At 67.4% G+C, this 12,300-nt stretch carries 11 protein-coding genes and 1 tRNA gene; 10 read left to right on the top strand and 2 right to left on the bottom strand.

The window, feature by feature from the left end:
* Window positions 1-5 precede the first annotated feature (5 nt).
* The 4 genes from JHW38_RS08730 (at window position 6) to JHW38_RS08715 (ending at window position 3,526) form a co-directional block, all read left to right on the top strand.
* The gene (locus JHW38_RS08730) at window positions 6-461 is read left to right on the top strand and encodes a type IV pilin protein (RefSeq protein ID WP_207525563.1); all 456 of its coding nucleotides are present in this window, start codon (window positions 6-8) and stop codon (window positions 459-461) included.
* Between the two features lie 236 nt (window positions 462-697).
* Window positions 698-2,728 (top strand): excinuclease ABC subunit UvrB, encoded by a 2,031-nt coding sequence (gene uvrB, locus JHW38_RS08725; RefSeq protein WP_207525562.1) that lies wholly within the window; start codon window positions 698-700, stop codon window positions 2,726-2,728.
* Between the two features lie 133 nt (window positions 2,729-2,861).
* A tRNA-Val gene (locus JHW38_RS08720) sits at window positions 2,862-2,936 on the top strand.
* A gap of 428 nt (window positions 2,937-3,364) precedes the next feature.
* Window positions 3,365-3,526 (top strand): hypothetical protein, encoded by a 162-nt coding sequence (locus JHW38_RS08715; RefSeq protein ID WP_207525561.1) that lies wholly within the window; start codon window positions 3,365-3,367, stop codon window positions 3,524-3,526.
* A 92-nt stretch (window positions 3,527-3,618) separates the two neighbouring features.
* Here JHW38_RS08715 and JHW38_RS08710 read toward each other — a convergent pair whose 3' ends face one another.
* Complete coding sequence (locus tag JHW38_RS08710) at window positions 3,619-4,740, bottom strand: MvdC/MvdD family ATP grasp protein (RefSeq protein WP_207525560.1); 1,122 nt, start codon at window positions 4,738-4,740, stop codon at window positions 3,619-3,621.
* 11 nt (window positions 4,741-4,751) lie between these two features.
* On the bottom strand, window positions 4,752-6,602 hold the full coding sequence (locus JHW38_RS08705) for an ABCB family ABC transporter ATP-binding protein/permease (protein ID WP_242691279.1): 1,851 nt from the start codon (window positions 6,600-6,602) through the stop codon (window positions 4,752-4,754).
* Between the two features lie 650 nt (window positions 6,603-7,252).
* Here JHW38_RS08705 and thrS point away from each other — a divergent pair.
* From thrS to pheS, 6 genes are all read left to right on the top strand, one after another.
* Window positions 7,253-9,151 carry a threonine--tRNA ligase gene (thrS, locus tag JHW38_RS08700; protein WP_207525559.1) on the top strand — a complete coding sequence of 633 codons (1,899 nt, stop codon included), beginning with the start codon at window positions 7,253-7,255 and terminating at the stop codon, window positions 9,149-9,151.
* 93 nt (window positions 9,152-9,244) lie between these two features.
* On the top strand, window positions 9,245-9,778 hold the full coding sequence (infC, locus tag JHW38_RS08695) for a translation initiation factor IF-3 (protein ID WP_394541351.1): 534 nt from the start codon (window positions 9,245-9,247) through the stop codon (window positions 9,776-9,778).
* 292 nt (window positions 9,779-10,070) lie between these two features.
* Complete coding sequence (rpmI, locus tag JHW38_RS08690; RefSeq protein WP_027083463.1) at window positions 10,071-10,268, top strand: 50S ribosomal protein L35; 198 nt, start codon at window positions 10,071-10,073, stop codon at window positions 10,266-10,268.
* Window positions 10,269-10,280: 12 nt separating this feature from the next.
* A complete protein-coding gene (gene rplT / locus JHW38_RS08685) occupies window positions 10,281-10,640 on the top strand; it encodes a 50S ribosomal protein L20 (protein ID WP_207525558.1) in 360 nt (119 codons plus the stop codon).
* 137 nt (window positions 10,641-10,777) lie between these two features.
* The gene (locus JHW38_RS08680) at window positions 10,778-11,212 is read left to right on the top strand and encodes a hypothetical protein (protein ID WP_207525557.1); all 435 of its coding nucleotides are present in this window, start codon (window positions 10,778-10,780) and stop codon (window positions 11,210-11,212) included.
* 15 nt (window positions 11,213-11,227) lie between these two features.
* Window positions 11,228-12,253, top strand: coding sequence for a phenylalanine--tRNA ligase subunit alpha (pheS, locus tag JHW38_RS08675; RefSeq protein ID WP_207525556.1), 1,026 nt, complete (start codon window positions 11,228-11,230; stop codon window positions 12,251-12,253).
* The last annotated feature ends 47 nt before the right edge of the window (window positions 12,254-12,300 follow it).

The following is a 12,300-nucleotide window of genomic DNA, read 5'->3' as shown; positions in this document are numbered from 1 at the left end:
ACGACATGAAGCAACAACGGACCGAAGCCACGGCCCGAGCACAGCGGGGCTTCACCTTGATCGAGCTGATGATCGCGGTGGCGGTGGTCGGCATCCTGATCGGCATCGCGGTGCCGACCTATCAGGACAGCGTGCGCAAGAGCCGCCGCGCCCAGGCCAAGGCGGACCTGACCGAGGTCGCGCAGGCGATGGAGCGGTACTACACGGTCAACAACAGCTATGCCGGCGCCAGCATGGCCACGATCTGGGGCAATCCGGCGCAGTCGCCGCGCGGCAGCGATTCGCCGCGCTACAACCTGTCTTTCCAGGCCGCTCCGGGCAGCAACGGGTTCGTCGTTCAGGCCGTGCCGATCAGCGGCACCGGCCAGGAGCGCGACAAGTGCGGGACGATGACCCTGAGCAACACCGGGACCAAGACGCCGAACACGGCCGGAACCAAGGACTGCTGGAACCTGAACTGATCTGAGCCGGTGCGAGTGCCGGGCTGCCCTGGGCCGCCCGGCCTGGCCTGGCCGGAGCTTGCGGGCCCGCCTCGACCGATGGGGCGGGCCTTTTCGTTGCCGCGCCGGGAACCGAGCGCTTCGAGGCGCGGCCGGCGGTCGCCGATCCCCGCTGGGAGGCGAAGCCGGACAGGCCGTCTCACCCGCTGAGACCGCATTCGCTAAACTGTCCGATTCGCACAAGCGCGGGCAGCACGATGGACGACACCCCCCAGTCCTCCGGATTCCGCCTGGTGGCGCCGTACGAGCCGGCCGGCGACCAGCCGCAGGCGATCGAGCGGTTGATCGCGGGTTTCGACAGCGGCGTGGCTCACCAGACCCTGCTCGGCGTGACCGGCTCGGGCAAGACCTACACCATCGCCAACGTGGTCCAGCGGGTGCAGAAGCCGACCCTGGTGATGGCGCCGAACAAGACCCTGGCGGCGCAGCTGTACGGCGAGTTCAAGGCGTTCTTCCCGCACAACGCGGTCGAGTACTTCGTCAGCTACTACGACTACTACCAGCCCGAAGCCTACGTTCCGTCCAGCGACACCTTCATCGAGAAGGACAGCTCGGTCAACGAACACATCGAGCAGATGCGGCTGTCGGCGACCAAGGCCCTGCTCGAACGCCGCGACGCGCTGATCGTGTGCACCGTCTCGGCGATCTACGGCCTCGGCGACCCGAACGAATACTTCCGCATGGTCCTGCACATGGTGCGCGGCGAGCGCATCGACCAGCGCGAGCTGATCCGCCGCCTGACCGAGATGCAGTACACCCGCAACGACACCGAGCTGCGCCGCGCCACCTACCGCGTGCGCGGCGAGGTCATCGACGTGCATCCGGCCGAAAGCGACGCCCAGGCGCTGCGGATCGAGCTGTTCGACGGCGAGATCGAGAACCTGACGATCTTCGACCCGCTGACCGGCGAAAGCCTGGAGAAGGTGCCGCGCTACACGATCTACCCGGGCTCGCACTACGTCACCACCCGCCGCACCGTGCTCGACGCGATCGAGACGATCAAGGCCGAGCTGCGCGAGCGCCTGGAATACCTGTACGCCAACAACAAGCTGGTCGAGGCGCAGCGGCTGGCCCAGCGCACCCAGTTCGACCTGGAGATGCTGGCCGAGGTCGGCTACTGCAACGGCATCGAGAACTACTCGCGCCACCTCAGCGGGCACATGCCCGGCGAGCCGCCGCCGTGCCTGTTCGACTACCTGCCGCCCGACGCTTTGCTGGTGGTCGACGAATCGCACGTGACCATTCCGCAGATCGGCGCGATGTACAAGGGCGACCGCTCGCGCAAGGAAACCCTGGTCGAGTTCGGCTTCCGCATGCCTTCGGCGCTGGACAACCGGCCGCTGCGTTTCGAGGAGTGGGAAGGGCGCTCGCCGCGCGCGATCTTCGTCTCGGCTACGCCGGGCCCGTACGAGTTGCGCAAGTCCGAAGGCGAGATCACCGAACTGGTGGTGCGCCCGACCGGCCTGGTCGACCCGCAGGTCGAGATCCGCCCGGTCGCGACCCAGGTCGACGACGTGCTCGGCGAGATCCGCGAGCGCGTGGCGATGGGCGACCGCGTGCTGATCACCACCCTGACCAAGCGCATGTCCGAAAACCTCACCGAATACCTCGGCGAGCACGGGGTCAAGGTGCGCTACCTGCACTCGGACGTGGACACGGTCGAGCGCGTGGAGATCATCCGCGACCTGCGCCTGGGCAAGTTCGACGTGCTGGTCGGCATCAACCTGCTGCGCGAGGGCCTGGATATGCCCGAGGTGTCGCTGGTGGCGATCCTCGACGCCGACAAGGAAGGCTTCCTGCGTTCGGCCGGTTCGCTGATCCAGACCATCGGCCGCGCCGCGCGCAACCTGCGCGGCAAGGCGATCCTCTACGCCGACCGCATCACCAACTCGATGCAGAAGGCGATCGACGAAACCGACCGGCGCCGGCAGAAGCAGGTCGAGCACAACCTCGAGCACGGCATCGTGCCCAAGTCGGTCGCCAAGGCCGTGGTCGACATCATGGAAGGCGCGCGGGTCGATCCCGAAGCGCTCAAGGCGCGCGGCAAGGCGCGCCGCATCGCCGAGGAGCAGGCCGAGTACGCCGCGCTGTCGCCGAGCCAGTTCGCCGCGCGGATCAAGCAGCTCGAACAGCAGATGTACCAGCACGCGCGCGACCTGGAATTCGAGCAGGCCGCGGCGGTGCGCGATCAGTTGCGGCAGCTCAAGGACGCGGGTTTCGGGGCCTGATGCGGCGTCCGCTCCGGCGATGCCCGCTGTGCGGCGCGCACGCGGGCGAGGGCGCAAAAAAAGCTTGTCGCGGATCGGGCTCTGGGCTAGACTGCGCTCCCTTCGCCGGGGAGCTGCACAGAAATTCGGCGACGGGCGGTTAGCTCAGCGGTAGAGCACTACCTTGACATGGTAGGGGTCACAGGTTCGAACCCTGTACCGCCCACCAATTTGTTGGCGAACGGCGGAGTCCCTCGGGGCTTCGCCGTTTTGCCATGCGCGGCCGTCCGATCGCGGGCCGGGGAGTGTTTCGCCGTCGCGGCTGCGGCGCCGGCCGGGCCCGCGGAGCCGCCGTCGACAGCGCGATCCGGCGCTGCGCGAAGTCGCTGCAGGCGACCCGGGCGGCCTTCGCGCAGGCCTGGAACGCCGTCACCATTTGTTCACGCAAATTGAGCGGCTAACTAGCCCTCTTTGCCGAATTTGGCGTGCCGGAGCGTGCCTTCCAGTGGCGCTAAGTTATTGCCGAACCTGGGATTTTTCGCCTCCTTTCGCGCGCACTGAAAGAATTGACAGGCCGCAGCGCCTTGCCGGCCGCGAACCGCGCTTCCTATCTTCGGAATGCGGCGATCCGCCGCCTTGCTAACGGAGTAGTAGGTTATGAGCGAACAGACCCGCCTGATCGGCCGCATGGTCGCGATCGAATCCGAGCAGATGGAAGGCGCCGCGCAGGATGCGGCCTTCGTGGCCGCGACGACCTATCGCCGCACCAGCCCGTGGAACGACATCGATTTCGCCGACAACGGCGACCAGATCCCGTAATCCGCCAACCCGGACTACGCAGGGGATGAAAACGGGCCGGGAGGCGTCGCCTCCCGGCCCGTTCGTTTTCGCGCGTCGCGGCCGCGCCGCGCTCATTCGCGCATCTGGTACACCTTCGGCAACGGCACGTGGCGCTGCGCGTCGGGCTCGGCTTCGCCGCGCTCGCCGCGCGATTCCCAATAGTCGCGATAGCGGTAGGCCGGCTCGCGCCAGCCGTAGACGAAGCGCGGATCGCGGCTGCGGATGAAGTCGACGGCGCAGTCGAGCAACTGCAGGCCGGGGTTGATCGCCTCCAGCCACATGAACTGGCCCATCTCGTTGACTTCCAGGAACACGTAGCGGCCGTCGCGGGTGACCACGATGTCGATGCAGCCGAACACCAGCCCGAGCCGGGCCATGACCTGCAGGCAGCGCGCCTGCACGTCTTCGGGCAGGGCGTAGCGCTCGCAGCCCATGCGTTCGTCGAAGTCGTTGGCGCGCCAGTCGGTGAGGTATTCGCCCTCGCGCTGGGAATGCAGGCGCGCGGCGATCACGGTATGGCCCATCACCGTCACCCGCAGTTCGTAGGCCTTGTCCAGCAGCGGCTGATAGATGCCCGGCGCGTTCGACAGCGCCGCGTCTTCGCGCAGCAGCTCGTCGGTCAGCGGGGTGGTGAAGGTGCCCCAGAGCTTGTCCTCGCCGACCCAGGACGCGGCGGTGATCGGCTTGTAGATCGCGCGGCCGCCGTGCTCGCGGTAGAACGCGCGGATCGCCGCGGGGTCGTTGGAAATCAAGGTCGGCGGCGTGTCCAGGCCGGCCGCGGCGGCGTGGTGCAACTGCACCGCCTTGCGGTCGGCCACGGCCTTGGCCTGCACCGGGTTGATCCAGAAGCGCTCGCGCTGGGCGTCGAGCAGGTTGATCGTCGCGCGCACGAACTCGGTGGATTCCAACTGGGCGAAGCGGATGTCGGCCGGGTGCAGCTGCGGCGAGGCTTCGGGCTGGTACCAGCGGCGCAGCCACACCGCATCGATGTCGGCGGTATCGAAATCGCGGTCGTGGCGCAGGCAATGCAGCGAGATCGAATCCGTGCCGCCGCCGGTGCGCAGGCTGACCCCGTGTTTCTGCGGATAGTCGTGGGTGTACCAGACATGCACGCGCTCGCCTTCGTTCTCCAGCGCCCAGGCCACCGAGCGGGCGTGGATGTCCCAGGGGTCGGAGACAATCAATGTCGTCATGCGCGTTTCCTTCAGTCGGTGAGGGCGGGGATGGATTCGTCGGCGTCGTCTTCGGCGTCGGCACCGATATCGGTATGGGCCGCGCCGGGCGCGCGGCGCTGCTGCATCGTCCACAGCGCGGCGTAGCGGCCGCCGGCGGCGAGCAGTTCGGCATGGCTGCCGCGTTCGGCGATGCGGCCGGCTTCCAGCACCACGATCTGGTCGGCGTCGACCACCGTCGACAGGCGATGGGCGATCACCAGCGCGGTGCGTCCCTGCGCGGCCTGGCCGAGTTCGCGCTGGATCTCGTTCTCGGTGTGCGCGTCCAACGCCGAGGTCGCTTCGTCGAAGATCAGGATCGCCGGGCGCTTGAGCAGGGTGCGGGCGATCGCGATGCGCTGCTTCTCGCCGCCGGACAGCTTCAGCCCGCGCTCGCCCACGCCGGTGTCGTAACCCTGCGGCAGCGACTGGATGAAGTCGTGGATGCGCGCCGCGCGCGCGGCCTCCAGCACTTCCTCGCGGCTGGCGTCGGGGCGGCCGTAGGCGATGTTGTAGTACAGCGATTCGTTGAACAGCACCGTGTCCTGCGGCACCACGCCGATGCGCCGGCGCAGCGAGTCTGCCGTCACTTCGCGCAGGTCCTGGCCGTCGACCAGCACGCGCCCGCCGTCGGGGTCGTAGTGGCGGTACAGCAGCCGCGCCAGGGTCGATTTGCCGGCGCCGGTGCTGCCGACCACCGCCACGGTGCGGCCGCTGGGGATGGTCAGGTCGATGCCGGCGAGGATCTCGCGCTCGCCGTAGCGGAACGACACGTTCTCGAACCGCACCTCGCCGCCGCCCACGCGCAGCGCTGGCGCGCCGGGCCGGTCGCGCACTTCGACCGGTTCGTCGAGCAGGGCGAACATGCGCTCCAGGTTGGCCAGCATCTGCTTGCCTTCGCGATAGACCACGCCGAGGTAGCTCAGCGGCGCGGCCAGTTGCAGCAGGTAGGCGTTGACCAGGACCAGGTCGCCCAGGCTCATGCGCCCGTCGACCACGCCGGCGGTCGCGCGCCACAGCAGCGCGGTCAGGCCGACGGCGATGATCGCGCTCTGGCCGATGCCCATCAGCGAGGCCGCCTTGAGGCTGCGCACCGAGGTGTCCTCGAGCTCGCGCAGGCGGCGGTCGAAGCGCTGCGCCTCGAAGGCCTCGTTGTTGAAGTACTTGACCGTCTCGTAGTTGAGCAGCGAGTCCACCGAACTGGCGCTGGCTTCGGTGTTGGCCTCGTTCATTTCCCGATACCAGCGCAGGCGCCACTCGGTCATGCGGTAGGTGAACGCCATGTACACGCCGAGCGTCAGCACCGTGATCGCGGCGAACGACAGGTCGTAGCCGATCAGCAGCACCGCCAGGATCAGCCCCAGTTCGACCAGGGTCGGCACCACCATGTACAGCACGGTGTCGAGCAGCTCCGCGATCGAGCCCATGCCGCGCTCGAGGTCGCGCCCGATCGCGCCGGTGCGGCGGTCCAGGTGGAAGCGCAGGCTCAGCGCGTGCAGGTGCGCGAACACCCGCAGCCCGACCTCGCGCGCGCTGCGCGCCAGCACCCGCGCGAACACCACGGTGCGTATTTCCTGCAACAGCGCCGAGGCCAGCCGCAGCGCGCCGTAGGCCATCAGCAGCGCGGCGGGCACGGTCAGCACGGTCGGTTTCTGCCCGAGCGCGTCGATCAGTTGCTTGAGCAGCAACGGCATTCCGACCATCGCCAGCTTGGTGCCCAGCACCAACGCCAGCCCGGCCAGGACCCGGCCGCGGTAATGCCACACCGTCGGCAGCAGGCGCCGCAGCACGGTCAGCGCGGAGCCGCTGGCGCCCGGGGTCGGGGCGAACGGGTCGTCGCTCACCACGAGCGGCCGTGAAGGCGCTGGGAGCAGGCGGCGGGGCGCGACGCAACGAACTTCAGCTGCGCGCCGGCGTCGTTACGCTCCACGCAGCCGGCGCCGGCGTGGCTCCCGGTGCCGGCGCGGTCCGCATTCGAATCGCCGAAAATCGCCGCCGGCAACGGCATTGCGCCGCCGCGCCTGGCGCGGCCCGCGTCCTTAATTTCCATCACGTCCCCACGCAGATGGCGTCCTTGAGGCGGTCACAGTACCGCAAGGGGGCGCAGTTTCCGTGTGCGGGCCGTCGCGGTCCGCGCCGCGCCGGCCCTGGCGGTTTTGCCGTGCGCCGACGGTTGACTTGCCCCCGCCGCGTCCCCAACTATTAGCGCCTGCGACGCGGCATCCGGCCGCATCGTTTCCAACCGACCCAGGTGGCCCGCGCCAATCCGCCGGCCGAGCGTGCGACATGGACACTACCCGCGCCCATCGCTGACCCCGCGCAGGCCCCGCTCACGCAGGCGCCCTCGCGGCGCTTTTTTCTTGTCCGCCTCGCGGACGTCCGATGACCCCCTGTAGGAGCGGCGCCAGCCGCGACCGCGCCGCCGCCCGATCGCGCCGCCTTGCGCCGCCGACCGCGCGCCGTCGTCCCCCGAGCCTTGCGAACCACGAAGCCCATGATCGCCATTACCCTCCCCGACGGCAGCCGCCGCGAATTCGACCACCCCGTTTCCGTCATGGACGTCGCCGCCTCGATCGGCGCCGGCCTGGCCAAGGCCACCGTCGCCGGCGAAGTCGACGGCAAGCTGGTCGACGCCAGCGACCGCATCGACCACGACGCCAAGCTGCGCATCATCACGCCGAAGGACCCCGAAGGCGTCGAAATCATCCGCCACTCCTGCGCCCACCTGGTCGGCCACGCGGTCAAGCAGCTGTACCCGACCGCGAAGATGGTGATCGGCCCGGTCATCGAGGAAGGCTTCTACTACGACATCTGGTACGAGCGCCCGTTCACCCCGGACGACATGGCCGCGATCGAAGCGCGCATGATCGAGCTGATCGACAAGGACTACGACGTGATCAAGAAGGTCACTCCGCGCGAGGAAGTGGTCGCGGTGTTCCAGTCGCGCGGCGAGGACTACAAGCTGCGCCTGGTCGAGGACATGCCCGACGAGAAGGCGATGGGCCTGTACTACCACGAGGAATACGTGGACATGTGCCGCGGCCCGCACGTGCCCAACACGCGCTTCCTCAAGGCGTTCAAGCTGACCCGCATCTCCGGCGCGTACTGGCGCGGCGATTCCAAGAACGAACAGCTGCAGCGCATCTACGGCACCGCCTGGGCCGACAAGAAGCAGCTTGCCGCCTACATCCAGCGCATGGAGGAGGCCGAGAAGCGCGACCATCGCAAGATCGGCAAGCAGCAGGACCTGTTCCACCTGCAGGAAGAAGCGCCGGGCCTGGTGTTCTGGCACCCCAAGGGCTGGTCGGTGTGGCAAGTGGTCGAGCAGTACATGCGCAAGGTCTACCGCGACAGCGGCTACGGCGAAGTGCGCTGCCCGCAGATCCTCGACGTGTCGCTGTGGCAGAAGTCCGGCCACTGGGACAACTACAAGGAGAACATGTTCTTCACCGAGTCGGAGAAGCGCACCTACGCGATCAAGCCGATGAACTGCCCCGGCCACGTGCAGGTGTTCAACCAGGGCCTGCACAGCTATCGCGACCTGCCGATCCGTTACGGCGAATTCGGCGCCTGCCACCGCAACGAGCCGTCCGGCGCGCTGCACGGCATCCTGCGCGTGCGCGGCTTCACCCAGGACGACGGCCACATCTTCTGCCTGGAAGACCAGATCGAAGCCGAAGTGACCGCGTTCCACCAGCAGGCGCTGGCGGTGTACGCCGATTTCGGTTTCGAGGACATCCAGATCAAGATCGCGCTGCGCCCGGATTCGCGCCTCGGCGACGACGCCACCTGGGACAAGGCCGAAGGCGCGCTGCGCAGCGCGTTGGCGGCGTGCAACGTCGAGTGGCAGGAACTGCCGGGCGAAGGCGCGTTCTACGGCCCGAAGATCGAATACCACTTGAAGGACGCGATCGGCCGCACCTGGCAGCTCGGCACGATGCAGGTCGACTTCATGATGCCGGGCCGGCTCGGCGCGGAATACGTCGACGAAAACAGCCAGCGGCGCACGCCGGTGATGCTGCATCGCGCGATCGTGGGTTCGATGGAGCGTTTCCTCGGCATCCTGATCGAGCACCACGCCGGCCAATTCCCGGCCTGGCTGGCGCCGGTGCAGGCGGCGGTGCTCAACATCACCGACGCGCAGGCCGATTATGTGGAGGAGGTCAGGAAACTCCTTGCAAATCAAGGGTTCCGGGTCGAGGCCGATTTGCGAAACGAAAAAATCGGCCGTAAGATTCGCGAGCACACGCTGCAGCGCGTGCCGTACCTGCTCGTCGCTGGCGACCGCGAGAAGGAAACCGGCACGATCGCGGTGCGCACGCGGGGTGGGGAGGACCTGGGGACGATGACCGTCGCCGAGTTCGCTTCGCGTCTTATGAGCGAGCGAGCCTGACCCGTCCGGCCGCCGCCCGCGCGCAGCGCTACAACCTCCGTCCCGGTCAGGCCGGGACGGCCCCAGGCGCGTAACATCGCGTTTTTATTGGAGATTGCAACAATCAGTACCCCTGAGAAGCCGAATCGAAAGAACCAGGAAATCCGCGTCCCGCGCGTGCGCGTGATCGGCAGCGACGGCGAGATGATCGGCGTGCTCACGCGCGACGAAGCCCTGCGCATGGCCGAAGAGGAAGCCCTGGATCTGGTCGAAATCCAGCCCAACGCCGATCCGCCGGTCTGCAAGATCATGGATTTCGGCAAGTTCCGCTTCGAGCAGCAGAAGAAGGCCAACGAGGCCAAGAAGAAGCAGAAGCAGGTCGAGATCAAGGAGCTCAAGTTCCGTCCGGTCACCGACGAGGGCGACTACCAGATCAAGCTGCGCAACATGCGCCGCTTCCTGGAGGAGGGCGACAAGGTCAAGGTCAACATCCGCTTCCGCGGCCGCGAAATGAGCCACCAGGAGCTCGGTCGCGAGATGGCGGCGCGGATCGAGGCCGATCTGGGCGAAGACATCGTGGTCGAGTCGCGTCCGCGCCTGGAAGGGCGGCAGATGGTCATGATGATCGCGCCGAAGAAGAAGACCTGAGCCGGGTCCTTCCCCGCCTGCGGGGGAGGGCCGAGGCGCGGTCGGGGATGGGGGCGCGGCTCCCAATCCCCTGATTTGCCTCAAAATATTTGCAAGCCCGGCGCCCAGCCCGCATACTATGCGGCCCGGTTCGCCGGGTTTGTTGTATGCAGCTGCACGGACCTGTCGTAGATTCTTTGTAAATCAGCGACTTACAAGCCGGCAAGGGCAGGACGGAAAGAGTGGCCGCACGCATGCCGTGCCCAGCCACCGCCCAGGCCAGTGACATAAAACCATCCGAAAGGACATCGCAATGCCCAAGATCAAGACCAATCGGGCGGCGGCCAAGCGCTTCCGGAAGACCGCTTCCGGCAAGTACAAGTGCGGCCACGCCAACAAGAGCCACATCCTCACCAAGAAAGCGACCAAGCGGAAGCGCAACCTGCGGCAGACGAACCATGTTCGTGCCGAGGACGCGGGCCGTCTGGACCGCATGCTTCCGTATTTGTGAGGAGACTGAAAAATGGCACGAGTTAAGCGTGGTGTGACGGCACGAGCCCGCCACAAGAAAATCCTGAAGCAGGCCAAGGGCTACTACAACGCCCGCCGCAAGGTCTTCCGCGTCGCCAAGCAGGCGGTCACGAAGGCCCTGCAGTACGCCTACATCGGTCGCAAGCAGAAGAAGCGCAATTTCCGTTCGCTGTGGATCACCCGCATCAACGCGGCGGCCCGCATCAACGGCATGAGCTACAGCCGATTTATCAACGGCCTGCTGAAGGCCGGCATTACCCTCGACCGTAAGGTGCTGGCGGACATCGCCGTGCACGACGCGAAGGGTTTTGCGGCTCTGGCGGAAAAGGCGAAGAGCGCGCTCGCGGCTTAAGTCGGTTCCACTGCAACGTCCGCGCCTTCCGGTGCGGACCGAGCAAAGGACCACAAGGCATGGGGAAGGGCGCGAGTCCTTCCCCATTGTCGTTTCTGGGCTCCGGCGATCCGCTGCCGGGCCCTCAGGGAGAGGCGATGAAAGGGATGTCCGGATACGGCCGGCGCGCGTTGCGCGCGGCGGCGGGGTTGGGGTTCGCACTGGCGTCGACGATCGCGGCCGCGCAAGCGCCGCAGGCGGACCCGGCGAACGCCGACACGCTCCAGCGCTTCGGCGAGGTGATGCTGGCGATGGGGCGCAACGAACAATGCAAGGTGCTCGACGAGTCGCGCGGCAAGCAGTTCCAGGACGACATCGCCGCGATCACCCGCAAGCTGGAAAAGCGGGTTCCGCCCGGGCAATTGCTCGGGGTGGCGCTGAACGCGACGGTCGCGACCGGCGCGCCGGAATCGGCGGCGGGCTGCGGCGAAGCGGACAGGCAGTTGGTCGAGGCGGGCAGCGAGAACGCGAAGAACTGGGCGGAGGAACTCCGCCGCGGCCGATCGCGAGGCAAATCAACGCAAGGCAAGTGAGAGGACATCCGAGCAATGGCGCAGATCGAGCAACTGACCCAGCAGGCGCTGGCCGACATCGCGGCGGCGGATTCTCCCGACGCCATCGAAGCGCTGCGCGTATCGCTGCTGGGCAAGTCCGGCAGCGTCACCGCCCAGCTCAAGCAGCTCGGCGCGCTGCCGCCTGACGAGCGCAAGGCCGCCGGCGAGGCGATCAACAAGGCCCGCGACGCGCTGACCGATGCGCTGGCGCAGCGCAAGAACGCGATCGACGCCGCCGCGCTCGACGCGCGCCTGGCCGCCGAGACCATCGACGTGACCCTGCCGGGCATCGACGCCGCGCGCGGCGGCCTGCACCCGGTCAGCCGCACGATGGAGCGCATGGCCGACATCTTCGGCCGGCTCGGCTTCGAACTGGCCGACGGCCCGGAGATCGAAGACGACTGGCACAACTTCGAAGCGCTCAACTTCCCGCCGCACCATCCGGCGCGGGCGATGCACGATACGTTCTATTTCCCCCACGACAGCGCCGGCGTCGCGCGCCTGCTGCGCACCCACACCTCGGGGATGCAGGTGCGCTACATGCTGCAGGCCGTTGCCGATAAGAGCGGGCCGCCGCTGCGGATGATCGCGCTCGGCAAGGTCTACCGCAGCGACAGCGACCAGACCCACACGCCGATGTTCCACCAGTGCGAAGGCCTGCTGATCGACGAGCATTCCAGCTTCGCCGACCTCAAGGGCACCTTGGCCGAATTCGTCCGCGCGTTCTTCGAGCGCGATTTCGAAATGCGCTTCCGCCCGAGCTATTTCCCCTTCACCGAGCCTTCGGCCGAAGTCGACATCGCCTGGCAGCAGGCCGACGGCAGCACCCGCTGGCTGGAAGTGCTGGGCTGCGGCATGGTCCATCCGAACGTGCTGCGCAACGTCGGCATCGACCCGGAGCGCTACACCGGCTACGCCTTCGGCATGGGCGTGGAGCGGCTGACCATGCTGCGCTACGGCGTGGACGATCTGCGCAGTTTCTTCGAGAACGATGTGCGCTTCTTGAGGCAGTTCGCCTGAGGAACGGGGATAAAGAGCGGGGTTAGGGATTGGGGAACTGTTGCTGC

The sequence above is a fragment of the Lysobacter enzymogenes genome, assembly GCF_017355525.1.
Classification (GTDB): Bacteria; Pseudomonadota; Gammaproteobacteria; order Xanthomonadales; family Xanthomonadaceae; genus Lysobacter; species Lysobacter enzymogenes_C.
Note: the sequence above shows the minus strand (reverse complement) of the source record. Positions and strands in the feature narration are given on the sequence as shown.

Coding starts and splice junctions, on each gene's coding strand:
- uvrB (WP_207525562.1), top strand. CDS start 698: ATGGACGACACCCCCCAGTCCTCCGGATTCCGCCTGGTGGCGCCGTAC.
- JHW38_RS08680 (WP_207525557.1), top strand. CDS start 10,778: ATGAAAGGGATGTCCGGATACGGCCGGCGCGCGTTGCGCGCGGCGGCG.
- JHW38_RS08730 (WP_207525563.1), top strand. CDS start 6: ATGAAGCAACAACGGACCGAAGCCACGGCCCGAGCACAGCGGGGCTTC.
- pheS (WP_207525556.1), top strand. CDS start 11,228: ATGGCGCAGATCGAGCAACTGACCCAGCAGGCGCTGGCCGACATCGCG.
- rpmI (WP_027083463.1), top strand. CDS start 10,071: ATGCCCAAGATCAAGACCAATCGGGCGGCGGCCAAGCGCTTCCGGAAG.
- rplT (WP_207525558.1), top strand. CDS start 10,281: ATGGCACGAGTTAAGCGTGGTGTGACGGCACGAGCCCGCCACAAGAAA.
- JHW38_RS08715 (WP_207525561.1), top strand. CDS start 3,365: ATGAGCGAACAGACCCGCCTGATCGGCCGCATGGTCGCGATCGAATCC.
- JHW38_RS08710 (WP_207525560.1), bottom strand. CDS start 4,740: ATGACGACATTGATTGTCTCCGACCCCTGGGACATCCACGCCCGCTCG.
- thrS (WP_207525559.1), top strand. CDS start 7,253: ATGATCGCCATTACCCTCCCCGACGGCAGCCGCCGCGAATTCGACCAC.